Raw genomic sequence first — 25,344 nt, 5'->3', positions numbered from 1 at the left:
GCTTGAACTTAATGATGATGAACCGCAGTTTAACTTACGCTGAATTTGTCTTTAATCACCGTTGGGTATATACCTTATAGTCTAGTACGAAAATAATAAAACAAATAAAAGGATGAGTATTTTGACAGTTGCTGAACCCGAAACCTTAAGTGTGCAATACCTGAGTGCTGAAGATATCAGCACTGCCGCAAGCCTTATTTATCAAGCCTATCATGATGATCCCGTTCTTCAGAATGTATTAGGTTTTCAACAAGATAACCCAAGTAAATATGAAACTAAATTACGTGCTTTAGTACGTGAAGAGCTAGCAAGTTTCTGGCAAGAAAAACAGCCTCTAATAGGTCTTTACTCACAAAGTAGATTAAAAGCCATTGCCTGTGTATTTGATTCGGCAAGTGAACTACAAGCTGAGCGATACTGGCATTGGCGCTTAAAACTGATGCTCAGTGCGGGTTACTTGCAAACCAATCAGCTTATAGAAAAAGAGCGCACTATTCGTGAAGCGCTTTCAAGCAAAGGCCATTATCTGTTTTTAGCCTTTATAGCCGTTGACCCACATTTTCAGGGGCAAGGTTTAGGCAGATATCTGCTACGAGGGCTTGATGATTTAGTTGAGTCAAGCAATCAAGCAGGTGGTTTAGCTGTATTTGTTACCCGCTCTGAACAGCGTGAATTCTTTAGCTCTGAAGGGTTTGAGGTGTTCAAAGCCTTGAGCTTTAACCAAGTTGAAGGTGACTTGATGTTCAAAGCTGCAAATTAAGCAAAGGACGTTTTGGAAATAGCAATGTGCGATAAGTCTCACATTGCTGTGCGTTTTATCAGTTTAATGCCTTTAAATTTGTACCTATAATTGCTTATTGTAATGATTTTAAAGGATTTATTGTTTTTGTCATTTTTGTGACTTAGAAAAAATTACTTTTTATGCCTACCAAGATATCCGCATTTCTCTAAACTTAATCATGTCAAGAAGACGCAGGTTCAATGAATGAACTGATGCCAAGGATTAGGATTATGGCAACAAAGCAAGATGCTTAGCAGGAAGCAAAGGGACAAGAGCTAGGGAAGCAAGGAAGAACGAGGACGCTGCCAGGATGCAGTACAATCGCGGAGCGATTGAAAAGGACTGACCAAAGGATGATTTTAGCAGGAAGCTAAAGGAGCGTTTGGAAAACGAAGTGGATAGCCATTGACGGCAAGAGGACGGCACTAGGATGTGTTAAATGTTACATGAAGTAGCATGGTGGGTGTATCGGATGTATACCCGTTCAGGGGAAAGATAAAAAGGCAGCTTCGGCATAAGTAAGGATACTTAATCATGGAAGTAGCAAGATTGGGGCGTGGCTATTAGCTACGCCTTAGTTCTTTCTGGAGGTTGCACTTCTCGCACTTGCAATTATTCTTGTATAACTCGCAACTCGCAACTCGCAACTCGCAACTCGCAACTCGCAACTCGCAACTCGCAACTCGCAACTCGCAACTTAAATCTTATGTGGCGGTATTACGACACTTTTAAGTAATTCATTTTCCATGATCAAAACGCCTTGATACACGTTTTGTCCATCACTTGAAAACTCAAAAATAAATTCGCTTTTGATACCTGGTTTGCCGCTTTTTAAAATACCAAGTCGGCGTTTATTGCAAGCAACACTCATCAATTGCACATTTAATTGCTCAATTTGTCTTTGTGCATGAAGATTAGCTGCTTCGGCTACTTTTCTGTTTAACCAAAAAAAGTAGATGATGCTGCCAATGATGATAAGTGTCCACAAGCCTGCCATTTACGAGAATAACCTTCCAATTGCTCGAGCGAGTGTTTCGCTACGATTTTCTTTTCTTAATAAACCTAGTAGGTGAGGGCGAATACTAGGAATTGCAACTAAATCGGTGAAAATACTCACAAACAGTTGTTCAATTTCAGTGTGGTGTGCACAGCAATCCATAAACACATGTAAGCGTTCTGGGTCTTCAAGCGTGCTAAAACAACGCCCTGCAATCGTTAATAGTACATCTGACTGGGTGTTCATATCAGAGCGTAATACAGCATCAACCAGTTGTGCAGTTAAGCCTTGCGCTGGTGTTTTTGATAAGCTTCTGAGGGCTGCTACAAGGGCGATGTCGTCTTTATTTTCTATGGCGTTTAAACCATAGGCTAACAATTGCTCTGCAAACACGGGTTCGATTGCAACATGTTCAAGCATTGCACTTAGCGGCTGTAATACTTCGACTGGTAATTGCCCCCAAGCGGCTTGTAGATTTGCTAAATTGTTGTCGTTATCTAAACGCATCGCAAAGTCTGCAATACCTTGTACTGCAACACTTTGCCAATTATCAAATCCTAGTTTGCCTGAGAAATACAGCTGCGCATATTCGTAATACTGTGAAGCACTTTGTTTAAGTAAACATTTAACCTGTGCATTAAATGCTGCTAGCTTGTTGGCGTTTGGCGTAAATACATACGGGTTGTTGTCTAATTTGCCTTCGGCATTTTCACCGGTAATTTCTGTACCAAGCGCTTCAATTACCATATTTGCGAAGTGATCACGGCTTGCGCTTACAAGACGGCTTTGCTCATCTAGTGGGAATTTTAAAAACCATACATAAGGTTCTTTAGACGCTTTTACATCCCAAAATTGAATAGCAAGCCAAGCATGACCTGCAAGCGGGTAAGGGTAAGGGATTTTTGTTTCTTCAATGGCAAGAAATTGTTTTTTGTCTAATTTCGTGATGTGTCTGCCAATATCGAAGGCACGCCAAGTGGTACCTGCTGCATCCAGAAGTTGCCCTAAGGTGGCGATCTGCTCAGTCATAAAATCTCAATTACCGTATTTAATCTATATCAGCCGCGAATTATACGCCATACCATGGCGCCTTGGAACAGGGTATACTAAGCACAAAGGTATTAAGAGTTTTACAATGCATCAACAGACTTTGGCGCTGCTGCGCGAATTAGAATCCACATTACAACGCCATTCACTTTGGCAAACAACACCGATTGACCCAAGTGCACTCAATTCTAGTGTACCGTTTTGTCATGACACCATGGCTTTTGAGCAATGGCTGCAATTTGTTTTTCTTGAAAAAATGCATACCCTCATTGCACATGCCCAGCCTTTACCCCGTAATTTTGCAATTGCGCCTATGGCTGAAATGATGCTGGCACAACACAGCGGCGGTAATGATGTGATTAACGTTTTACAAAAACTCGATCAACTTTTGAGTGATGACTAAGATGCAAGAGATTGTTAAGCCACAATTTGATGAGTTAACGATTCTGTACCGCGATGAAAATTACATTGCGATTGATAAACCATCTGGTTTATTGGTTCACCGTTCGTTTTTAGACAAACACGAAACCCAATTTGCGATGCAAATGCTGCGTGACCAAATTGGTCAACACGTGTTTCCTGTACATCGGTTAGATAGACCAACCTCAGGCGTATTACTGTTTGCGTTAAGTTCAGAAGCAGCCCGTGATATGAATCAGTTATTTATTGATGGGCAAATTGAAAAGCGTTATTTAGCTTTAGTAAGAGGCTTTTTAAACGAATCAATCTTCTTAGATAAACCTTTAAAAGAAGAGCTTGATAAAATCGCCGACAAGTTTGCTGATCAAAATAAAGCACCGCAAGAAGCACAAACGCAATTTCATTGTTTGCACCAAGCAAGCTTGCCTATTCCAATTGGTAAATACCCAACAGTTCGTTACTCGTTGGTGGAGTGTTTTCCAAAAACTGGCCGCAAACATCAAATACGCCGTCATTTAAAACATTTATCATTGCCAATTATTGGTGATGTAAATCATGGTGATAATCAGCATAATCAATTTTTTAGAGAGCATTTTCAGCTTCGTCGGTTAATGTTATTTGCCTCTGAATTAAAGTTTGTGCACCCTTATAGCAAGCAACCAATAACAATTAGAGCGCCTTTAGGCGATGCAATGTTAACGATTTGCCAGCAACTTGGCTGGCCAACAGAAGAAAAGGATTATTATGGCAACCATTAGTATTTTTGTCGGCAGTGTTTACGGCGGTGCTGAGCGTTTAAGCGAACAAGTTATTGAAGTCATTGAAAAGTCTGAGCATCAAGCGCAATTAGTTGAAAATGCCACGGTTGATGACATGCTGGCTGCGTCACATATTTTAGTGATCACTTCAACGACGGGTCAGGGCGATATTCCTGATAACTTAATCGCTTTATATAGCCAATTAAATGATCAATTCCCACTGTTAACAGGCAAGCAATACGGCATTATTGCTATGGGCGATCGTAGTTATGGCGATACGTTTTGTGGTGCAGGTCGCAGTTTTGATGAGCTGTTTCGCGATTTACAGGCAAAACCTGTTGGTCATCGTTTAGAAATTGATGCCTGTGAAGATTTTGAGCCTTGGCCTGTTACTGAGCCATGGTTAAATGAGTGGCTGACGAAAATTAGTTAATGCCTCTTATTGGCAAGTGTCTCTTAAAAGTGCTGATTGAATAAGCAATTGGCACTTTCCCCTTGGTTTTTCGAGTACAGAATCTGATATACTAAACCATCATTTTATGAGGCTGTTATGATTTCAAAAAACCAACTGAAACTAATTCGTGCATTAGGTCAAAAGAAATACCGTAAGCAATACAATCAGTACCTTGTACAAGGCGAAAAAAATGTACTTGAATTACTAAACAGTGGTTTAAGTATTGCTCATATTTTTGCGACTCCTGCATTTATTTCAGCGCATCAAACAGCGCTTGCAGCCCATCAAGTCATTGAAGCAGACGAAGACAGCCTAACTAAAGCCAGTACGCTTGTTAGTAACAACGCAGCCATTGCTGTTGTTGATATGCCAAGTCAGCAAGCATTACCCACATCGGGACTTATTTTAGCCCTTGACGGTGTGTCGGATCCGGGTAATTTGGGCACGATTATTCGTGTTGCTGATTGGTATGGCATTAAGCATATTGTTACCAGCGCAGACAGTGCGGATGCTTATAATCCGAAAACTATTAGCGCAACCATGGGTTCATTTGCTCGCGTGTGTGTCTCACAAACTGATTTAACCAGTTACTTACCTAGTTTAAACCTTCCTGTGTATGGCGCATTTTTAGAAGGTGAGAACATCCATAAAACTGCTCTTAAACAAGATGCCGTATTACTCATGGGCAGTGAATCTCATGGTATTCGTGCTGATTGCGAAAGCTTAGTTACTGATAAAATAACCATTCCGGCTTATGGCCAAGCAGAATCGCTTAATGTTGCAATGGCAACGGGTATTATTTTAGATAATTTTAAGCGCCACGCTTAACCTTTTACCCTAAAATGGGTTAAATTGAAGAATAACAATAAAAATCGGTAAAACAATTAGATGCGCTTAAGCACCATAAAATTAGCGGGTTTCAAATCGTTTGTTGAACCCACTAAGATCCCATTCCCTGATCAGATGACGTGTGTTGTCGGCCCGAACGGCTGTGGCAAATCAAATGTCATCGATGCAGTGCGTTGGGTGCTAGGTGAAAGCTCAGCTAAAAACTTACGTGGCGATGCCATGACCGATGTTATTTTTAACGGCTCAACTAATCGAAAGCCAATTTCACAAGCCTCTGTTGAGTTGGTGTTTGATAACACCAGTGGTCATTTACCGAATACTTTTGCTGATCGAAACCAAGTGGCGATCAAACGCTTAGTGACTCGAGATGGCCAGTCAATTTATTTTCTAAATGGCAGCAAATGCCGTAAGCGTGATATTACCGACATCTTTTTAGGCACAGGTCTTGGCCCGCGCAGTTATGCGATTATTGAGCAGGGCATGATATCGCGTTTAATAGAGAGTAAACCGGCTGATTTACGTGTTTTTTTAGAAGAAGCAGCGGGGGTTTCAAAATATAAAGAGCGTCGTCGTGAAACGCAAACCCGCATTAAAAGTACCCGCGAAAACCTTGAACGTTTGCTTGATGTAAGGCAAGAGTTGCAAACACAGCTCGATAAGCTTGCAGTGCAATCAGTCGATGCAAAAAAATACCGAGAGCTAAAAGCCACTGAGCGCACTTTAAAAGGGCAAATTGCGGTTTTAAAGTGGCAGAAGTTACACCAACAACAAATCGATAAAGCTGAGCAAATCAATAAACTTAAAGAGCAAATTCAGTTCTTTAGAGAAGCGCACTCTGGCCACGATGATGTTTTAGCAAGTCTTGAAAATCAGGTGCAACTTGAGCAGCAAAAACTGCAAGACGCCCAGCAGGCTCAGCATCAAACTCATACAGAGTTAACCCGCAAAGAACAGCAACAGATAAGTTTAAAGCAGCAACAGCAAACACTTAGCCAAAACCTTATCAAACAGCAACAACTGCAGTTACAAAATAAAGAGTTGCAAGAAGAGCAACACGCTTCAGCCGCCATTTTACAAGAGCAGCTACAAGAAGCGATTGAGCAAAGTTTACTGTGCGCTGAGCAAGTTGCAGAGGTTGAAGAGCAAGTTGCTCTACAGCAGCAACAAACGCAAAGCGCCAATGAGCAATATCAAAGTACCTTACAGAAAAGCCAAGCTCATAGCAGTGATATTAATGTTGCAAAGAATCAACAGGCTCACTTTGCCCAGACTGTTGCGCAACTTGAGTCTCAGCAGACACAACTTGCCGCTGAAATTAGTGAACTCGAAGCGACCCCAGTTGCAGCGCAAATTACAGAGCAACAACAGCATATTCAAACACTGACGAAGGAGCTTGCGCAGCAACAAAGTGCGCTAAATAAACTCACTCAAAACCTAGAACAAGCGGATAAAGAACAACAGCACTTAGAGCAGGATTTAAAGCGGGTTCAGCAGCACAGCAATGAAAATAGAGCCAGCATAGCTGCGCTTAATTCTGTGTTATCAGAGCAAACCGATAGCGAAAGTGTCTCTCTATTGGCGCAGTTAAAGGTGGCTTCTGGCTTTGAGCCACTAATTGAACAAGCCCTACTTGGCCTTGAGCATCTAAAGGTCAGTCAACATAAAGAGCCTAACAGTGTTTGGCCTGCAGCTGATGATGAGTTACCAAAAGAGTCATTAGCTAATTATATCGAATCGGGTGCTTACCCTGACTTATTAGCCCGCTTTGCATTTCAACCTTGTTTTGATGACGCTATTTTGGCGGATCCATATTGGCTGGCTGTGATTGATGAAGAAGGCTGTATGCATGGTCGTAACTTTCATACCGATGCTAATAAAGACGCCGACAATTCTTTGCTTTTAAAGCATGCTCAGCTTAGTGATGCACAGCAGTTAGATGAAGAGCTCAACGAGCAATTAGAAACTAAGCAGCAATTGCTAAATGAGCATCTAGCTCACAAAAAAACACTTACCGCCGATAAAGAGCAATACAGAGAGCGAATTCACCAAGCGGCTCAGCAGATTGCATCTGCCAGCACTCGACGCGATATGCTATTAGAGCAGCAAACCCAGTGGCAAAACCAGCTTATTAAGTTGCAACAGCGTCAAACCTTACTGGCTGAGCAAAAGCAAAATGCTGACCAACAGCAACAAACTCAGCAGTGTTTACTTGAGCAACTGTTAGAGCAGCAATTAGAACTTGAAACTGAGTTAGAGCAAGCAAAACACCTACAAGCTGAGGCAAATAACCGCTACCGCCAAGTGGCTTCTATGCTTGAGCAATATAAAACGCAAGCCCATCAAGCAAATTTGGCTGAACAAAAAGCTCGCAGTGAGTGTCAACTTAGCGAAACCAAACTTCAGCATGCAAATGCCGCCCAAAGTGCTGCCAGTGAAGCTGTATTAGAGCTCAACGAGCAACTAGAAGAGCTAGTGATCCCGCTTGAAGAAGTAGCAGAGCAGATTATGCTATTACTTGAAAAGCATCAACAAAGTGACGTTGAGCTGAAAAACTTGCAAGCGGCCTTGAGTCAAGCTAAAAAGGAGCTTGCTGATAAGCAAACAGCACTGAAATCATCGCAATCTGAGTTGGTGACGTTACAAGAGCAGTTGCAAGCACTGGCTCTGGATGAGCAAAGTTTAATCGTGAAGGCGCAAGCTGCGTTAGAGCCACTTGAAGAACTGGAACAAAATTTAAAAACAGTACTTGAAGAACTGCCTGACAATGCCAATTTAAATAGCATGCAAACGAGGCTTACAAAAACCACGCAAGCATTAAATGAACTTGGCGCGGTGAACTTAGCGGCAATAGATGAGTTTGAGCAGGCTAAACAGCGCAGCGATTATTTAAATCAGCAGCTTGATGACTTAACACAAGCATTAAATACCCTTGAAGGGGCGATTCAAAAAATCGACCGAGAAACAAAAAATCGTTTCAAGGCGACCTTTGAACAAGTAAATACAGACTTTGGGGAGTTATTCCCAAAAGTGTTTGGTGGCGGTAGTGCTTACCTTGAATTGACCAGTGATGATCTACTTGAAAGTGGGGTGAGCATCATGGCAAGGCCACCAGGCAAGAAAAATTCGACAATTCACCTGCTTAGTGGTGGAGAAAAAGCGCTGACCGCATTATCATTGGTGTTTTCAATATTCAGGCTCAATCCAGCTCCATTCTGTATGCTAGATGAAGTGGATGCGCCATTGGATGATGCGAACGTGGGTCGTTTTTGCCGTTTGGTAGAAGAGATGTCACAATCAGTACAATTTATTTATATCAGTCATAACAAGATTGCCATGGAAATGGCAGGCAGATTGACCGGTGTAACTATGGCCGAACCAGGTGTATCACGTATGGTCGCTGTAGATATAGAACAAGCTGTGCAAATGGCACATGCATAAAATTTAGGCATATCAAATAATAAAGGTGAGGGGATGGCCGAAGAATTAAGATGGGCTTTAATCGTAATCAGTGTATTTGTCATTGGTGGTTTATTAATTCACGGGTTATGGTCGGTGCGTAAAAAGGACAACCCAGATACGCCTTCAGTTGAACGGGTTGAACCGAACGAAACAACCAGCGAGGTTCAAGAGCCTGCAACTGCAAAACCGCAAGAACGTGATGAGCCAGAGTTTGGTGATTTAAGCTTTTCAGCAGAAAGTCACGACGAACCAGCTGTTTCAGAACAGGTTGTTGAAGAGCCTGAAGCTGAGCAACAAGAAGTTGAAGAAGAACCTGCTGATGCACAAGCTCCAACCGATTTCATTATTGTGCATTTACAAATGCCAGAAGGTTTAACAATGGATGGCAGCCAATTATTGCCAGCTGTTAATATGTTAGGCTTTAAGTATTCTGAAGAAGGTTTCTTTAACCGTCACTTAGACCCAGCAGGTACAGGCCCGGTGTTATTCCGTTTAGTGAATATGTACAACCCAGGCACGTTCGATATTGATAATATGGAACAGTTTAGTACGGCAGGTGTTAGCTTATTTATGACCTTACCATGTGATGGCGACGGTCTAAGTGCATTCAACATGTTGCACAGTGCAGCTAAAAAGCTAGCAGATGAATTTGGTGCAACGATTTTAGATAGCAACCGTGAAGAAATGACGGTTGAAAGCGTTCGTGAGTATGTTGAGAAAGTTCGCTGCTTTTCATCATAATCGCACACACAGAGTATAAGTATTAGGCCACTTGGCGTTAAGTCGTCTAAGTGGCTTTTTTATGTAGATTTTTGAGGTTTTCATGTCCAGCCCTATCTTTGAGCAAATTAGCCAACTTCGTGCCCAGTTAGAAGAGCATAACCATAATTATTATGTGCTGGATGCACCGAGCATTCCTGATGCTGAATATGACCGTTTAATGCGCGAATTAAGCACCCTTGAGCAAGCTAATCCTGAGTTTCAAAGCCCAGACTCACCAAGCCAAAAAGTCGGTGGTGCTGCACTTGATAAGTTTGAGCAAGTTACTCACCAAGTGCCTATGCTGTCACTTGATAATGCGTTTTCAGAAGAAGAGTTTGCCGCCTTTAACCGCCGTATCAAAGAGCGTTTAATGGATAACAAGGAGTTGACTTTTTGTTGTGAGCCAAAGCTTGATGGTTTAGCGGTATCAATTATTTACCGTGATGGGGTTTTAGTTCAAGCAGCTACCCGTGGCGATGGCATGGTAGGTGAAAACATCACCCAAAACGTGAAAACAATTCGTAATGTGCCGCTTAAGTTACGTGGCGATGACTTTCCAGCAGAGCTTGAAGTGCGCGGTGAAGTATTTATGGATAGCGCTGGTTTTGCCAAACTAAACAGTGAAGCCGAAAAACGTGGCGACAAAGTCTTTGTTAACCCGCGTAATGCTGCGGCTGGTAGCTTACGACAGCTTGATTCTAAAGTAACAGCAAAACGTCCACTGATGTTTTATGCCTACAGCACTGGGCTTGTTGCCGATGGGCAGTTACCAGAAGATCACTATCAACAACTGGCTAAACTGACCGATTGGGGTTTACCTCTTTGCCCAGAAACAAAACTGGTTGAAGGCCAGCAAGCTGCACTTGATTATTACCAAGATATATTGACGCGTCGAAGTAGCCTTGCCTACGAAATTGACGGTGTGGTTATTAAAGTAAACGATAAAAAGCTACAAGAGCGTTTAGGCTTTGTGGCACGTGCACCGCGCTGGGCAATTGCTTTTAAATTCCCAGCACAAGAAGAAATCACCCAATTACTTGATGTTGAATTCCAGGTAGGGCGCACAGGTGCAATAACCCCTGTAGCACGATTAGAGCCAGTATTTGTAGGTGGCGTAACGGTATCTAACGCAACGCTTCATAATGGCGATGAAATTGCCCGTTTAGGCGTTAAAATTGGCGATACCGTGATTATTCGCCGTGCAGGTGATGTTATTCCACAAATTACCCAAGTTGTCCTTGAGCGTCGTCCAGACGATGCTAAAGACATTGAATTTCCTGCTACCTGCCCAATTTGTGACTCACATGTGGAGCGCATTGAAGGTGAAGCGGTTGCCCGTTGTACTGGTGGTTTAGTGTGCCAAGCGCAGCGTAAGCAAGCAATTAAACATTTTGCGTCACGTAAAGCACTTGATGTTGATGGCTTGGGCGACAAAATTGTTGATCAACTCGTTGACCGTGAGCTTATCAAAACACCTGCTGATTTATTTATCCTTAAACAAGGGCATTTTGAATCCCTAGAGCGAATGGGTCCAAAGTCTGCTAAGAACTTAGTTAATGCGCTGCAAGATGCTAAGCAAACAACCTTAGCTAAATTCCTATACTCGTTAGGTATTCGCGAAGTGGGTGAAGCAACCGCGCAAAACTTAGCAAACCACTTTTTAACACTAGAAAAAATCACTCAAGCAAGCGTTGATGCGTTAACTGAAGTAAGCGACGTGGGTGAGATCGTTGCCAAGCATGTACGTGGCTTCTTTAGCGAAGAGCACAATATGGCAGTTGTAAATGCGTTAGTTGAGCAAGGTATTCACTGGCCAGAATTAACCGCGCCAAGTGCCGATGCGCAGCCATTAGCGGGCTTAACTTACGTGCTGACTGGCACATTAAGCGAGCTTAACCGTAATGATGCAAAAGCGCGTTTACAAGCGTTAGGTGCAAAAGTATCGGGTAGTGTATCGGCGAAAACAGATGCGCTGATTGCAGGTGAAAAAGCGGGCTCAAAATTAACCAAAGCACAAGACCTAGGCATTGATGTGTTAACTGAGGCTGATCTTATTGCGCTTTTAAGTGAGCACAATGGATAGTCTATTGCAGGCACTGTCGTCAGTTGCTTTAACAATCGGCAGCTGGCTGCAACCACACCTTTACAATATTTCATTACTGCTGGTGGTGTGCTTTTTATCCTTGTATGCAAACGACATTATTAAAGTGACCAAGCGCTTTGTCGCGCGTCGTCACTTTATTATACGCGTGCTTTGCTTTGTGCTGGTCACAGGGTTTGGTATGGGCTTACTTGTGGTGTTTGTAACTCCATTTTTAAGTAAGCTGCTAATGCTACTCGGTGTTAAATGGCTGGCGCTTACACTTACAGCTGCGTTTTTGGTACTCGGCATCATTGCTGATAAGAAGAACCAAATATGAATCGCTACGGGCCAGAATACTGGGATAAACATGGCGCTTATCGAACCCCAGTAGCGTTTCATTTAACTTTGTTAGTATTGTTACGCAGTTACTTTATATGGATTATGGCGGCGCTGAGTCGTCGCCCTGATTTAGATATCATGTCGCTGTTTTTTAAGTCGAAAAGCGATTTCTTTACAGCCATTGCTATAGCAGCAATCGCCTTATTACCGGCGGTGATCTTTTGTTTACGCCGACCTCAAGAAAATGCTGAAAGTGCAAAACGTCTCGCGTCTATATGGCGCTTTATGCGCTGGCCATTAATTTTGTGTGCCATCACAGATTTAAGTTGGTTAACCTATCAGGCTGCGCACAGTCATTATCAGTTTTCGTTTTTTTTAGCCTGTCAAATGGTACTGGTGTTATGGGTACTGTTATATTTATTAAAAAGCAGATATCTGTCGGTCTTTTTTAATGATTGGCCAGATCCAATTGAAAAAAAGTAGGGCTGCAATATGTTGGCAATTAATAAGCTTTTAGCAAAAATTTCACTCACTATCGCGCTGGTATTAATTGCTTTATGGGTATTTACGCCACTTTGGCACAGTGCTGCATTTTCGTTGTTTGTGATGTTATGGGGCTTTATTACGTTATCAAGCTTATATCGAGTGACTCCGTTATTTGTAGCGCGTAACCCCATTACGGATTTACTAAAGCGTGATGTAAATCAGCTAGCACTGATTAGTCTGGCTGGTTTATTCGATTTTAAACGCAAAGCTGAGTTTGTTTTAATTGGCCAAATTAAGCAGATTGAAATCGGCGAAGGTATAATCCATGTAACGGATGTCAACGACCAGCAAATAACTGCAGTATTGAGTGTTGCTAGCAGCCAAATTAATAGCCATTTAGTACAGCTACTTTCTGAGCGTGAACGTGCACAAATAGATATCCGGCTGCAAACACATTAATCACTAGACGCATGCTGCTTGCCCTTAGTAGGGCTTGTGATGTACTGTGCAACTGTTGTATTCAACCCTGAGGGAGCACTATGTTAACTTGGCAAGATATTTTAGAGTTTGCCCATAACGGCAACCCAACACCTCCACGTCGAGTCGAAAAATCGCCATCTGAATGGCAAGCTGAGCTCGAACAAGATGCATTCTATGTTACCCGCTTAAAAGGCACCGAACGTCCTCACAGCTCTGATTCATGTACGATATTTGAACCTGGTCAATATGCGTGTGTATGTTGTGACAACTTACTATTTGACGGTGATGAAAAGTTCGATAGTGGCACCGGCTGGCCGTCATTTACTCAGCCAAGCAGTGTTGAAAGCATTGCCTATATCGCGGACTCTAGCCATGGTATGCAGCGTATTGAAGCAGTTTGTAATGTTTGCGATGCACATTTAGGACATGTATTCCCCGATGGCCCGCCGCCAAGTGGTTTACGCTATTGCATGAATGCCATAGCGATGAAAAAACGCGACTAATGCGTGTTTAACCCATACTTAATCTAGGTACTGGGCAATGATGAAAATAAGGTGCTCACGGTGAATTGGCTTACTAATTATGTAGTCTGTCAAAATACTGGATTGCGCCTTATCGTCTTTTAATACCGATGCTGTAACCGCAATGATTGGAATATGCTTAAAGCGATCATCACTACGAATTAGCTGACTTGCTTCTAATCCACCCATCACTGGCATCTTTAGATCCATAATGATCAGATCAGGTTGGTTCTCTTCTACCTTTTTCAAGGCCTCTTCACCGTTTATTGCTGTATCTATTGTAAAGCTCCAGCGTGATAGAAATGACTCCAAGTACTCTCGGTTGTATGGAATATCATCAACTATCAATATACGAGCTGGATTAAAATGATAGCTAGAAATAGCAGGGTAATTTCGATGTTTAACCTCTGTTTTTGATTCGGCAAATTCTATATTTGGTAGCAATACAATAAACTCGCTACCTTTATCTTTTTCACTAATTACAGATAGTTCACCACCCATCAATTTTATAAAGCGATGAGATATAGCTAAACCGAGCCCAGTGCCACCAAATTCAGAACTGCGTTGCCCTTGAACTTGCTCAAAATCATTAAAAATCAGCGCTTGCTGATCGGTTGGGATCCCCTTGCCAGTATCTTTGACATGAATTTTTATATTAATGTGGCCATCATTTTCACGTTCTTCAAAGTCAAAGTGAACTTTAACACTACCATGTGAGGTAAATTTAATCGCATTACTGATCAAGTTTGTCAGTACCTGTCGAACTTTATTGCTATCAAGTAAAACAGGGGTTTTAAATTCAGGGTGTGAAGTGATCTGTAAATCTAGATCTTTTTGAGCGCTGAGCTGCAAGAACATCATACTTAGTTCATGGCACATCGTCGGAATTTCGACCCTTTCCATGTCCAGCTGCATTTTTCCTGCATCAATTTTAGATAAATCAAGAATATCATTGAGGACGTTTAGCAGAGAGCTGCCAGAGATCGAAATGGCTTCTAAATAGCGGCGTTTATTTTTATCAGTTTCACTGTCTTGGAGTAATTGGCTGAAGCCTAATACTGCATTAAGCGGTGTTCTTAGCTCATGTGACATATTCGCTAAGAACCTGCTCTTAGCTTGGTTTGACTGCTCAGCTTGCTCTTTGGCATCCAAGTATTCTTGAGTTCGTTTTGCAACGGTTTCTTCTAATTGACTATGTTGCTCATGCATGCTGTTTATTTGTTGTCTTACTGCAGCACGCATCATTTTAAAACCACTGGCAAGAGTGCCAATTTCATCACGACTTTTAATATTTATTGGGCAATTTAGATCGCCAGTGGTAACTGCATGCGAAAACTCAACTAATTGCTCAATAGGCTGTAAAATAATTCGGCGTATAATGATATAAGCAATGAGTAATGCAGTAAGTAAGTAAATTGCGAACAGTGATACAGCATTGCTGATAATTGATTTAGTTTTTAATGTTAAATCAATATCTGAAAAACTAACAATAACATAGCCAATATTTTCATCTTGGGCGTTATTGATTGGAACTGCTACAGCATATTGTTGATCTAAAGTGATGATAGAATTTTGTTTTGGATTGAGCTGCTTTATTATCGTTTGATTTGTTTCTAAGGTATCGACTTTGCTGTAATCAGGGTGAGCGGCAATAAAGTTATTCTGATCGATAAAGTAGATTGTCTTTAAATCATCAAATGTATTATTTGCCAGAATACCTTTAAGAGTGATGCCTTGAATTTTTAAAACCCAACTACCTACTGTATTGTCTTTTGTAAGGGTCTTTATCTCTGAGAGCATAGGTGAAACGATGGCATTAGCTTTTTCACTCATATTCAGCAAGGTTTGCTCTTTTAACTCAATAACATGTAAAGTTGTACTTACCCCTAAAATCAACGTAATAGTAAACCCAATAATGAGTAGGATTTTATGAGCAATACTGACTCTCATTGTTTATTTTCACTCCTTGTCTGTAATGCCCGCATATTAACATTAATTTTTGCATCAGTAGCTTTTATTGATTGCTTTATGTCTGCTCCATAAAAAATTTGACTAAATGTTTGCGATATAAGCTCACCGACAACTGGAAACTCAACCATCCCAGCTTGCAAACGGTCAGGAGTAGCATGCTCAAATACCCATAACATGGCTTTATTAAAGCCTGGTTTGTTTACGAGAGTAAATAGTTTCTCGTGCCACACCTTTTGTCTTGGCGGTGAGCCGCCTGTACTTAATAATGCCGCTGTTTGCTCACTGGTTGCCCACTGAATAAATAACCACGCTGCTTTTTTTTGATTTGATTGGTTATTAATTGCGAATGCCCAAGACCAAGGAGATGTTTCACGGGCGACTGGACCGGCTGGTAACGGCGCGGCTTCCCATTTATTCCAAATATCTGATTCTTCAGCGGTATCTATTTCATTATAAAAATGAGAGGCTAAAAACGCCGAAGCAAGTTGACCTTCTTTAAATAGTCGACGAATTTCATAAAAGTGCAGCAAGCGACTGTTATCAGGATTGCCGAATCCCGTTACAAGGTCTCGGTATGCTTGCAGACTTTGTGCTGTTTGAGGGCTATCAAAAACAGACTGACCTTGCGCGTCAATTACTTCAGCACCATAAGCACGCATAATGGGTAACACTGTCCAAGTGTTTAATCCTGCACCTGGCAGAGTTCGGGAGGCAAATGCGTGCATGCCATTTAAAGATGGGGTGCGGTCAATTGCCTTTTGAAGCTTAATTTTAGTCTCTTGTAGTTGCTCGTACGTGTCGGGTACCGCTAAGTTAAAGTGCTCGAACAGATCTTTACGATAAAAATAAATCGGTGCAGAAAAATCAAATGGTAACGAGTATAAAGCGCCATTGATTTTACAAAGAGCCAAGCTACGTTCGCTAATATCTTCTAACTGATACCAAGCTTTGTCTGTGAGTTTTGGGTTATCAATATAGGGTTGTAGGGGATCTATCCAGCCTCGACTTTGTGCTTCACCCAAAAAGGTTATACCCATTGGCAGTACATCATAGAGGCCTGTATGCATACTTAAATCTTGGTGGCGACGAACACGCATTTGAGATTGTTCTAAGGCATGAAAACCTACAGATATCCCTGTTAACTCTTCAAATAGAGGGATATATGGCTTTAGGGCCAAAAATGCAGGCTGCTCATCTGCTAATATGTTGATATGTGTACCAGACTCACTTTGCCAGTTTATTTTGGCTTGCTGCCAATATTGCAACATTGCAGAAGCTGAACAAATAGGGCTTGTAATTATGAAAGATGCAATAAGGAGATGCTTTATTAATTTCAAAAAGATGCTCCACGAAGAGGGTTATTCAGAAAGCTTGATATTTAACTTGGCAGCTTGTGCTTTTATTTTATCAAACCTCATAGCTTGTTCATCTTCTAAAGACTGAGACGCTAAGAGGGTGTAGCACTTTCTTGCAAGCATTAAGTTGAAAGACTGCCCTTGACTGCTTGTGTCAAATAAACACTGTAGCAGATTTAACGCAATACTGGCATTTTTAGGCATAATTCTAAATGCTTGTGTGAATGCCTCAAGCGCAGTATTGAGCTGGCCTTTATTAAACTGCGTTACAGCGTGGTTATTGAGCTCTTTCGGGCCAAGCTTAATATCACGTCGCTCAGTTTGCTGTTGTTGAATATAACGTAAATACACCGGATCGCTTACTGACGGGTGGCGTTCACAGTGAGTTATTATTTGGTTAAACAGCATCTGTGCTTTGTGGTGAAAACCAAGCTCATGAAACGCTTTCGCTTTATCGAGCGCTCCATCTACAGAACGAATCTGAGTGTCACTTTCATCAAGTTGATTGATAAGTGCTTTAGCCTTTTGATGTTCATCTTTTAAATAATGTAAACGTGCGTTAAGAACATCAATTTGTGTTTGATTATTACTATTCGGAAATTGTTTTTTTAAATCACTCAAATATTGATTTGTTTGTCTTGAAATGCGATTAACTTGATCGGTTTGATCCGTCGTTAAGGCAAAATCAATCCCTGCACGAGCCGCATTTAGGTACACATCAGGGTTGTCGTGAATTGAGTGTTTAGCATAACTAGCTATATCTTTTTGGGTTAAATAATTTTTCTCGTAGTCATGATTAAGTAATGAAACATGGCTAAGCGTTTTTTGCCTCTCGATATTGCGAGGTGCAATTTCAACAGCTTGGCTGAAAAAAAGCTGTGCGTCATCAAATTTATTGAGCTTTATCTCTAACTTTCCGAGTAAATCCAGAGCTACTAAGCGTGTTTCACTCCTTTGTAGCATAGTCCTCAACATTCTATGAGCGAGAGTATGCTCATTATTTGCAATTAAAGCTTCCACTAAACCAACTTTTGCCCATGTAAATTTTTGAATATCGAGCACAGATTTGAAAAATGCTTTGGCTTGTTCATTTCTGTTTAAACGAAGTAGGGCATCGCCTTTTAATCTCAATAAAATCGCACTGTAACTATTCGATTTGTTTTGTAGTAATTGATCAATGCTCTTTATAGCTTTTGAGTCGTTTTCATCATCAATCAACTGGTATATATTTTTTAGATGATGCTTTCGCAATAAAACTTTTTCAATTCTATTTTTTAAGTCGTAAATAGTAAAAGGTTTAACAAGAAAGTCATCCGGCTGCAGCTCTAAAACACTATGAACCAAAGAACCACTGGTTTCTGCAGATATAAATATAAAACCTGTGGAGTTTTTAATTAGGCGTTTAACTTTAAGTTCTTCATAAAGCTGATAGCCATCCTGGTGTTTACTTAGATTAAAAGAACAAACAATGAGATCAAACTGTTCTATTTGACACTGTTCTTTGGCAGCAATAGCGTGTTCTGCAAATCGCAACTGACGAAACCCCAATCCCTCTAGAGACTGCTTCATATAGCTCTGAGCAAGTGCTTGCTCTTCGACTATTAATATTTTGGCTTTCGAAAAAATCTTTGCGGGCATTAGACTTGCGACCGAGTATTGTTAACAGTGACTATAATAAACAGTCTAGCTGCTGACAAGGCAAATTACAGCTTTTGCAACGATTTAAAGTTTAGCTTTGGGCTATATCAATAAAGTGAGAAGTGATGAGTAATAGACTTTAGAAGTTAGATATTAGAAGTTAGATATTAGAAGTTAGATATTAGAAGTTAGATATTAGAAGTTAGATATTAGAAGTTAGATATTAGAAGTTAGATATTAGAAGTTAGATATTAGAAGTGATTGTTATATGTGGTGGGTCGTACTGGACTTGAACCATCGAGCCTGTGTTTTGTAAAGAGTGGCGATGCTTTTTAATTTAGATAGAAAACAAGGAAGTATTTAATGAAGTATTTATATGTGGTGGGTCGTACTGGACTTGAACCAGTGACCCTCGCCTTGTAAGGGCGATGCTCTCCCAACTGAGCTAACGACCCACATATAAATTTTTTTAAGATTAAATGGTTGGTCTTACTGAACTTAACCACCGAGCCTTTTCGTTGTAAAGAGTTGCGATGCTCTTTGCTCCAAAAAGTAATGGTGGGTCGTACTGGACTTGAACCAGTGACCCTCGCCTTGTAAGGGCGATGCTCTCCCAACTGAGCTAACGACCCATATAATCTTTTTCTTCGCTACCATTTTTAGCTTTTTGCTTTAAAAAGTAAATGGTGGGTCGTACTGGACTTGAACCAGTGACCCTCGCCTTGTAAGGGCGATGCTCTCCCAACTGAGCTAACGACCCGCGAAGAATAATCTAAATGAAAACACCATCAAAGTTTATTTAATGGTGGGTCGTACTGGACTTGAACCAGTGACCCTCGCCTTGTAAGGGCGATGCTCTCCCAACTGAGCTAACGACCCATTTAGATTTTTGTAATATGAACACCACTTTAAAAAATGGTGGGTCGTACTGGACTTGAACCAGTGACCCTCGCCTTGTAAGGGCGATGCTCTCCCAACTGAGCTAACGACCCATATTACATACAGCAAGTTTTCTTAATGGTGGGTCGTACTGGACTTGAACCAGTGACCCTCGCCTTGTAAGGGCGATGCTCTCCCAACTGAGCTAACGACCCATTAAGAATTTAGATATGAACACCATTAGGGAATAATGGTGGGTCGTACTGGACTTGAACCAGTGACCCTCGCCTTGTAAGGGCGATGCTCTCCCAACTGAGCTAACGACCCATATCTAAAACAACTCATTGCTGCGTTGTTGTGGGGCGCTATTATAGATAGAGTTGTAAATGTGTCAACACTTGAATGAGTAAAAATGTGTTAGATGCAGCTTTTATAAACAATGACATGGCATTTAAGCATTTTTTGGCGAACAAATATGCAATTTACATTCATAAGCTTATATTCAGAGCTTGATCTATAGCTCTATGACCTAGGTAAATCATTCTAAAATGAAATGAATACAGCAAATCTTTAAAACGGTTTTTCATATCAATAAATTTGCATCAGTTAATTGCACTCTACTTAGCACTATTAAAAACAAAGCAGGGTAGGGTGAAGTCGTTTTATTTAAAGCTTTAAATAATGAATTTTATTTTGCATATAAATGTATACCTTTTTAAGGGAGTAAATTAAAAAAGCAAAGAGCCTTTGATAACAAACCAGCAATGAAATTAGCCCAAAATAACTAATTTGATAGCACTTTGTATAAAATACCTCCGCAACGGATTGATATTTAGTCAGCTTGTTGAAATTTAAATCATTTAAATAAACTTAGATAAAAAACTGTTGACTTTATTTGGGGGGCTGCATAGAATGCGCCCCGCACTCAGCGATACACAACCAACATTAATTGGTGGTGTGTATGCAAGTCGGGGCTATAGCTCAGCTGGGAGAGCGCTTCGCTGGCAGCGAAGAGGTCTGCGGTTCGATCCCGCATAGCTCCACCAGATTTGCATAGTGTTTGTCCTAGGGTTGCAGTTTTCTGCGTCCCCATCGTCTAGAGGCCTAGGACACCGCCCTTTCACGGCGGTAACAGGGGTTCGAATCCCCTTGGGGACGCCACTTACTTTAAGTAAGTGAGCAATTGCCAAGAAAATAAATATGTTAGTCTCGAGTACTTACATGCTATTTTAGTAACCTTAACTCCGATATGAGTAAAACTATCATTTAATGTCCTAGTGACACACACTGTGTCCCCATCGTCTAGAGGCCTAGGACACCGCCCTTTCACGGCGGTAACAGGGGTTCGAATCCCCTTGGGGACGCCACTTATTTAAGTAGGTTATGTGTAGTGGGGCGGTGAACACCGCGCAATCTATGCACGACGTTATCAAGAGTACGAATCTCTTGGGGACGCCACTTACTTTAAGTGATGTGTTATTAAAAGCTCGTCTGAATCGAGTCTAACTATTCAGTTGTCCTAGTGACACATTTTGTGTCCCCATCGTCTAGAGGCCTAGGACACCGCCCTTTCACGGCGGTAACAGGGGTTCGAATCCCCTTGGGGACGCCACTTATCTAAGTAGGTTATGTGTAGTGGGGCGGTGAACACCGCGCAATCTATGCACGACGTTATCAAGAGTACGAATCTCTTGGGGACGCCACTTACTTTAAGTGCTGTGTTATTAATAGCTCGTCTGAATCGAGTTTAACTATTCAGTTGTCCTAGTGACACATCATGTGTCCCCATCGTCTAGAGGCCTAGGACACCGCCCTTTCACGGCGGTAACAGGGGTTCGAATCCCCTTGGGGACGCCACTTATTCAAGTAGGTTATGTGTAGTGGGGCGGTGAACACCGCGCAATCTATGCACGACGTTATCAAGAGTACGAATCTCTTGGGGACGCCACTTACTTTAAGTGTTGTGTTATTAAAAGCTCGTCTGAATCGAGTCTAACTATTCAGTTGTCCTAGTGACACATTTTGTGTCCCCATCGTCTAGAGGCCTAGGACACCGCCCTTTCACGGCGGTAACAGGGGTTCGAATCCCCTTGGGGACGCCACTTATCTAAGTCGGTTAAGTGTAGTGGGGCGGTGAACACCGCGCAATCTATGCACGACGTTATCAAGAGTACGAATCTCTTGGGGACGCCACTTTCTAAAAGTGCTGTGTTATTAAAGCTCGTCTGAATCGAGTCTAACTATTCAGTTGTCCTAGTGACACATTTTGTGTCCCCATCGTCTAGAGGCCTAGGACACCGCCCTTTCACGGCGGTAACAGGGGTTCGAATCCCCTTGGGGACGCCACTTATCTAAGTAGGTTATGTGTAGTGGGGCGGTGAACACCGCGCAATCTATGCACGACGTTATCAAGAGTACGAATCTCTTGCTGAAGCCACTTACTTTAAGTGATGTGTTATTAAAAGCTCGTCTGAATCGAGTCTAACTATTCAGTTGTCCTAGTGACACAGAAACTTTCTGTTTAAGCTAAGGCCATTCGCCTCGCAGGCTCGGTCTCATCTTACGCAGAAATAGCAAATCAGTGATTTGCAAACCAATTTCTGCGTCCCCATCGTCTAGAGGCCTAGGACACCGCCCTTTCACGGCGGTAACAGGGGTTCGAATCCCCTTGGGGACGCCACTTATTCAAGTAGGTTATATGTAGTGGGGCGGTGAACACCGCGCAATCTATGCACAACGTTATCAAGAGTACGAATCTCTTTGGGACGCCACTTACTTTAAGTAAGTAATGTATTGGAAAGACTATCTTTTAAATATCATTTCAAATATAACTAAGATTTTTCAATTTAAGATTCCTTATTCCCCATATATCTTTACGATATAGACTCCATATATTTCTAAAACTTTAATTCCTATAGATCACTTTTACAGATCATTTTAATACTTTATAGTATCTAGCAACTCATCAGCTAACCATAAGGAAATTAAAATGTTAGCTAAACGTGTTGTACTTATACTAATTTCTTTAGTCATTACTGCTTGCTCAGACTCAAATGAGGGAGTAGCGCTAGGAACGCTTGAGCGTGAGCGTGTGATCCATCCTGCAACGACTAACGAAATACTGATCGATTTACCCGTTTCAGCAGGCCAGTTGGTCGAAAAAGGGCAGGTGATTGCAAAGTTTGATGCCGAACTACAACAAGCGATTGTTGCTAAAGCACAAGCTCAATTAGCTCAAGCCACTGCATTTCTTGAAAAAACCTTGAATGGTGCTCGCCCCGAAGAAGTTGCTGCCGCATCAGCCAAAGTAGCAGCAGCCAATGCGGCATATACGCAAAGCGAAGCTAATTTTCGCCGTGCAAAAACCTTAGTTAAAGATAAACTCGCAAGCCAAGAAACCTTAGACAGTGCAACCGCTGCACGCGATGAGACTTTCGCTAATTTAGAATCAGCAAAGCAGAACTTAAATGAATTAACAAATGGTTCTCGCGTTGAAGATATTAATAGTGCGAAAGCGCAAGTTCAGGCGGCAGAAGCAGAACTAAAAGTACAGCAAAAATACCTCTCAGATCTGACAATTAAAGCGATGCGTGCTGGCAGGGTCGATAATTTACCTTGGCACGTAGGTGAGCGAGTTACCAAAGGCAGCCCAGTCGTTATCGTTCAAGCAAACAGCGCACCTTATGCGCGCGTATATATCCCTGAACCATATCGTGCCAAGCTCAATCAGGGCATGACACTTACGGTTCGTGTCGATGGCATAGATAAAGATATACAGGGTGAACTGACCTGGATTGCCTCAGAGCCTGCGTTCACGCCTTTTTATGCACTTAATCAGGAAGAACGTGCTCGATTAATGTATCTTGCTGAGGTAACACTACCCACAAGTGAAAATAATTTACCGACAGGCGTACCTGCTCAAGTGATTATGCCATGACTGAATCGGTGATCCATGCCAAAGGTTTGGTAAAACAATTTGGCGATTTAAAAGCGATTGATAACCTTGATCTAGACGTTGAGCAAGGGCAAATTTATGGCTTTTTGGGCCCTAATGGCTGTGGTAAAACGACTGCAATCCGTATGCTTACAGGGTTATTGAAGCCAACCTCTGGTGATATCAATGTGCTTGGCTTGAGTCTGCCAAAAGATGCTGAAAAGCTCAGAACACAACTCGGTTATATGACGCAAAAGTTTTCACTTTATAGTGACTTGACCGTACTTGAAAACCTAAAGTTCATGGCGGCGCTTTACCCGTTTAAAAAGCAGCAAAAACAACAAAGAATTGACGAATTGCTCCATACCTATGGCCTTGATCAAAGAGTCGATCAAATGGCCGGAAGTATGAGTGGGGGCCAACGGCAGCGCTTAGCATTGGCTGCTGCAGTGATTAATAAACCGAAAATTTTATTTCTTGATGAACCAACATCGGCAGTCGATCCACAAAATCGCCGTGACTTTTGGGAAACACTGTTTGATTTAAGTAATGCCGGTACCACGATATTAGTCACCACTCATTACATGGATGAAGCCGAGCGTTGTCATCGTTTAGCCATTTTAGAATCTGGTATTAAACGCGCGGATGGCTCTCCAAAGCAATTAATGACAGACATGCACGCTCATGTTGTAGAAATCGCAGGGGCGCAAACCAGAGAATTAAAAAAACAACTCGCAACAATCGACCATGTTATTTCAGCCACTCAGCTAGGTGCACAGCTGCGAGTATTAGTAAAAAAAGATGTTCAAGATCCTGTTGAGTTCATAAAACAGCAATCATTTTGTCAGGATACGTGGCAAGTAAATAGTGTGCGTCCAAGCCTTGAAGACGTGTTTATCACCTGCACAGGGCAGGGCCGACAATGAGTATTGTGACTTCATTAAGCCGCATAAAAGCAATTGTAAGCAAAGAATTATTACAATTACGTCGCGATAGAATGACCTTTGCGATGGTGGTGATGATCCCCCTTATCCAACTGATTCTATTTGGTTACGCTATTAACACCAACGTTAAAGATATCCCTGTTGCAGTGGTCGATCATAGTCAAACTGCGCTCAGTCGCATTTTAGTACAAACAGTATCGGCGACAAATGTGGTTAAAGTGACAGATTATTACGACAGTATAGAGCAGGCACAAACAGCAATCGCGAGCGCGAAAGTGCGGGCTGTGCTGTTTATACCCCACGATGTGGCAAACCGACTTGCCCAGCACCCAACAGTGGGTTTTGGTTTGCCTGATGGCAGTAATGAGTCGTTAGTCAGGCCAATTGCGCATTGGTTAGTTGACGGCTCAGATACAATGGTAGCGTCGAGCATAAAATCGCTGCGCAATATGCCGCTTGCAGAGCTTCTCGATAAGCCTGCGAATAGAACGTATCCGACCTTTGAGACGACCTTATTTTATAACCCAGAGCAACGCTCTGCAGTGAATATTGTGCCAGGTTTAGCTGCTGTTATTTTAACCATGACGATGATTATGTTTACCTCTGCAGCCATTGTTAAAGAGCAAGAGCGAGGTAATATGGAGCTCTTAATCACCTTACCGTTAAGCTCACTTGAATTAATGATTGGTAAAGTGGTGCCTTATATCTTCATTGGTTTTATTCAGTTATTTATTATACTAGGTATGGGTAAGCTCTTGTTTCATATTCCTTTTGGAGGTGGTTTAGTCGCATTGGTTGTCGCAACCTTTGCGTTTATATGTGCCAGTTTAGTGCTTGGCTTAGTCCTTTCAACCATCGCTAAAAATCAGCTTCAAGCAATGCAAATGACAATTTTCATTCTGTTACCCTCGATATTATTATCAGGTTTTGTATTTCCTTATGAAGGCATGCCAAAGGCAGCGCAATGGCTTGCTGAGTGCCTACCCGCAACGCATTACCTGAGGTTAATACGTGGAATCGTGCTAAAAGATGTCAATCTAATAAGCATGAGCAGTGATTTACTTTGGCTGTTAGCCTTTACAATTTTGGGCTTGGCTGTGGCTGCATTTAGGTTTAAGAAAACCCTTGATTAGGCTAGGCAATTTAAGGCATATGTGCTTAACTAAAGAGTAATTTCAATTCTTTTT

General features: G+C 41.7%; 20 protein-coding genes and 15 tRNA genes. 23 read left to right on the top strand and 12 right to left on the bottom strand.

The genetic code is table 11. The features are described 5' to 3' along the window. Positions 1 to 112 precede the first annotated feature (112 nt). Positions 113 to 760, top strand: a complete 648-nt coding sequence (locus AOG27_RS14525; RefSeq protein WP_054553722.1) for a GNAT family N-acetyltransferase — start codon at positions 113 to 115, stop codon at positions 758 to 760. A 718-nt stretch (positions 761 to 1,478) separates the two neighbouring features. On the opposite strand, the gene AOG27_RS14520 is transcribed toward AOG27_RS14525, so the two are convergent. Beyond that, positions 1,479 to 1,778 (bottom strand): DUF3301 domain-containing protein, encoded by a 300-nt coding sequence (locus AOG27_RS14520; protein WP_054553721.1) that lies wholly within the window; start codon positions 1,776 to 1,778, stop codon positions 1,479 to 1,481. Next, complete coding sequence (locus tag AOG27_RS14515) at positions 1,779 to 2,807, bottom strand: DUF3549 family protein (RefSeq protein ID WP_054553720.1); 1,029 nt, start codon at positions 2,805 to 2,807, stop codon at positions 1,779 to 1,781. A gap of 106 nt (positions 2,808 to 2,913) precedes the next feature. On the opposite strand from AOG27_RS14515, the gene AOG27_RS14510 reads away from it, so the two are divergent. The 11 genes from AOG27_RS14510 (at position 2,914) to msrB (ending at position 13,418) form a co-directional block, all read left to right on the top strand. Continuing rightward, positions 2,914 to 3,228: a YqcC family protein gene (locus AOG27_RS14510; protein ID WP_054553719.1), complete on the top strand. Its 315-nt coding sequence runs from the start codon at positions 2,914 to 2,916 to the stop codon at positions 3,226 to 3,228. A gap of 1 nt (position 3,229) precedes the next feature. Beyond that, a complete protein-coding gene (truC, locus tag AOG27_RS14505) occupies positions 3,230 to 4,003 on the top strand; it encodes a tRNA pseudouridine(65) synthase TruC (RefSeq protein ID WP_054553718.1) in 774 nt (257 codons plus the stop codon). Then, positions 3,990 to 4,436: a flavodoxin gene (locus tag AOG27_RS14500; protein WP_054553717.1), complete on the top strand. Its 447-nt coding sequence runs from the start codon at positions 3,990 to 3,992 to the stop codon at positions 4,434 to 4,436. The genes truC and AOG27_RS14500 overlap by 14 nt, the downstream gene beginning before the upstream one ends. Positions 4,437 to 4,553: 117 nt before the next feature. Continuing rightward, positions 4,554 to 5,285 carry an RNA methyltransferase gene (locus tag AOG27_RS14495; RefSeq protein WP_054553716.1) on the top strand — a complete coding sequence of 244 codons (732 nt, stop codon included), beginning with the start codon at positions 4,554 to 4,556 and terminating at the stop codon, positions 5,283 to 5,285. Between the two features lie 60 nt (positions 5,286 to 5,345). Continuing rightward, the gene (locus AOG27_RS14490; protein ID WP_054553715.1) at positions 5,346 to 8,744 is read left to right on the top strand and encodes a chromosome segregation SMC family protein; all 3,399 of its coding nucleotides are present in this window, start codon (positions 5,346 to 5,348) and stop codon (positions 8,742 to 8,744) included. A 33-nt stretch (positions 8,745 to 8,777) separates the two neighbouring features. Further along, positions 8,778 to 9,506 carry a cell division protein ZipA gene (gene zipA, locus AOG27_RS14485; RefSeq protein WP_054553714.1) on the top strand — a complete coding sequence of 243 codons (729 nt, stop codon included), beginning with the start codon at positions 8,778 to 8,780 and terminating at the stop codon, positions 9,504 to 9,506. Positions 9,507 to 9,588: 82 nt separating this feature from the next. Next, on the top strand, positions 9,589 to 11,610 hold the full coding sequence (gene ligA / locus AOG27_RS14480) for an NAD-dependent DNA ligase LigA (RefSeq protein ID WP_054553713.1): 2,022 nt from the start codon (positions 9,589 to 9,591) through the stop codon (positions 11,608 to 11,610). Then, the gene (locus tag AOG27_RS14475) at positions 11,603 to 11,947 is read left to right on the top strand and encodes a DUF3392 family protein (RefSeq protein WP_054553712.1); all 345 of its coding nucleotides are present in this window, start codon (positions 11,603 to 11,605) and stop codon (positions 11,945 to 11,947) included. Before ligA ends, AOG27_RS14475 begins: the two co-directional genes overlap by 8 nt. Then, entirely contained in the window at positions 11,944 to 12,432 is a 489-nt protein-coding gene (locus AOG27_RS14470; protein ID WP_054553711.1) for a DUF2919 domain-containing protein, read from the top strand. Before AOG27_RS14475 ends, AOG27_RS14470 begins: the two co-directional genes overlap by 4 nt. Positions 12,433 to 12,441: 9 nt before the next feature. After that, on the top strand, positions 12,442 to 12,894 hold the full coding sequence (locus AOG27_RS14465) for a hypothetical protein (RefSeq protein WP_054553710.1): 453 nt from the start codon (positions 12,442 to 12,444) through the stop codon (positions 12,892 to 12,894). A gap of 80 nt (positions 12,895 to 12,974) precedes the next feature. Next, a complete protein-coding gene (gene msrB / locus AOG27_RS14460; RefSeq protein ID WP_054553709.1) occupies positions 12,975 to 13,418 on the top strand; it encodes a peptide-methionine (R)-S-oxide reductase MsrB in 444 nt (147 codons plus the stop codon). Positions 13,419 to 13,436: 18 nt separating this feature from the next. Here the strand turns inward: msrB and AOG27_RS14455 are convergent, their stop codons facing one another. The 10 genes from AOG27_RS14455 to AOG27_RS14410 form a co-directional block, all read right to left on the bottom strand. Next, positions 13,437 to 15,386, bottom strand: a complete 1,950-nt coding sequence (locus AOG27_RS14455) for an ATP-binding protein (RefSeq protein WP_054553708.1) — start codon at positions 15,384 to 15,386, stop codon at positions 13,437 to 13,439. Next, on the bottom strand, positions 15,383 to 16,744 hold the full coding sequence (locus AOG27_RS14450; protein WP_138599981.1) for an extracellular solute-binding protein: 1,362 nt from the start codon (positions 16,742 to 16,744) through the stop codon (positions 15,383 to 15,385). The genes AOG27_RS14455 and AOG27_RS14450 overlap by 4 nt, the downstream gene beginning before the upstream one ends. 21 nt (positions 16,745 to 16,765) lie before the next feature. Next, positions 16,766 to 18,400, bottom strand: a complete 1,635-nt coding sequence (locus AOG27_RS14445) for a response regulator (protein WP_054553706.1) — start codon at positions 18,398 to 18,400, stop codon at positions 16,766 to 16,768. 379 nt (positions 18,401 to 18,779) lie between these two features. Further along, a tRNA-Val gene (locus AOG27_RS14440) sits at positions 18,780 to 18,855 on the bottom strand. Between the two features lie 101 nt (positions 18,856 to 18,956). Continuing rightward, a tRNA-Val gene (locus AOG27_RS14435) sits at positions 18,957 to 19,032 on the bottom strand. 52 nt (positions 19,033 to 19,084) lie between these two features. Beyond that, a tRNA-Val gene (locus tag AOG27_RS14430) sits at positions 19,085 to 19,160 on the bottom strand. A gap of 43 nt (positions 19,161 to 19,203) precedes the next feature. Beyond that, positions 19,204 to 19,279 (bottom strand) — tRNA-Val (locus AOG27_RS14425). A 37-nt stretch (positions 19,280 to 19,316) separates the two neighbouring features. Beyond that, positions 19,317 to 19,392, bottom strand: a tRNA-Val gene (locus AOG27_RS14420). A gap of 26 nt (positions 19,393 to 19,418) precedes the next feature. After that, positions 19,419 to 19,494 (bottom strand) — tRNA-Val (locus tag AOG27_RS14415). Positions 19,495 to 19,530: 36 nt separating this feature from the next. Next, positions 19,531 to 19,606: transfer RNA gene (locus AOG27_RS14410), tRNA-Val, on the bottom strand. A 643-nt stretch (positions 19,607 to 20,249) separates the two neighbouring features. Between AOG27_RS14410 and AOG27_RS14405 the strand changes: the two genes are divergently transcribed. The 11 genes from AOG27_RS14405 to AOG27_RS14355 all read left to right on the top strand — a co-directional run bounded on the left by AOG27_RS14405 (position 20,250) and on the right by AOG27_RS14355 (position 25,290). Beyond that, a tRNA-Ala gene (locus AOG27_RS14405) sits at positions 20,250 to 20,325 on the top strand. 39 nt (positions 20,326 to 20,364) lie between these two features. Beyond that, a tRNA-Glu gene (locus tag AOG27_RS14400) sits at positions 20,365 to 20,440 on the top strand. Positions 20,441 to 20,570: 130 nt separating this feature from the next. After that, positions 20,571 to 20,646 (top strand) — tRNA-Glu (locus AOG27_RS14395). Between the two features lie 169 nt (positions 20,647 to 20,815). Further along, a tRNA-Glu gene (locus AOG27_RS14390) sits at positions 20,816 to 20,891 on the top strand. A gap of 169 nt (positions 20,892 to 21,060) precedes the next feature. Next, a tRNA-Glu gene (locus tag AOG27_RS14385) sits at positions 21,061 to 21,136 on the top strand. Positions 21,137 to 21,305: 169 nt separating this feature from the next. Continuing rightward, positions 21,306 to 21,381, top strand: a tRNA-Glu gene (locus AOG27_RS14380). Between the two features lie 168 nt (positions 21,382 to 21,549). Further along, a tRNA-Glu gene (locus AOG27_RS14375) sits at positions 21,550 to 21,625 on the top strand. A 258-nt stretch (positions 21,626 to 21,883) separates the two neighbouring features. Next, a tRNA-Glu gene (locus AOG27_RS14370) sits at positions 21,884 to 21,959 on the top strand. 309 nt (positions 21,960 to 22,268) lie between these two features. Continuing rightward, on the top strand, positions 22,269 to 23,216 hold the full coding sequence (locus AOG27_RS14365; RefSeq protein WP_054553705.1) for an HlyD family secretion protein: 948 nt from the start codon (positions 22,269 to 22,271) through the stop codon (positions 23,214 to 23,216). Then, positions 23,213 to 24,139, top strand: coding sequence for an ABC transporter ATP-binding protein (locus tag AOG27_RS14360; protein WP_054553704.1), 927 nt, complete (start codon positions 23,213 to 23,215; stop codon positions 24,137 to 24,139). Before AOG27_RS14365 ends, AOG27_RS14360 begins: the two co-directional genes overlap by 4 nt. Before the next feature lie 2 nt (positions 24,140 to 24,141). After that, entirely contained in the window at positions 24,142 to 25,290 is a 1,149-nt protein-coding gene (locus AOG27_RS14355) for an ABC transporter permease (protein WP_130166761.1), read from the top strand. Positions 25,291 to 25,344 lie beyond the last annotated feature (54 nt).

It is taken from the genome of Pseudoalteromonas lipolytica (assembly GCF_001306915.1).
GTDB classification, from domain to species: Bacteria; Pseudomonadota; Gammaproteobacteria; order Enterobacterales; family Alteromonadaceae; genus Pseudoalteromonas; species Pseudoalteromonas simplex.
This window is presented reverse-complemented; position numbering and strand designations above follow the sequence as displayed.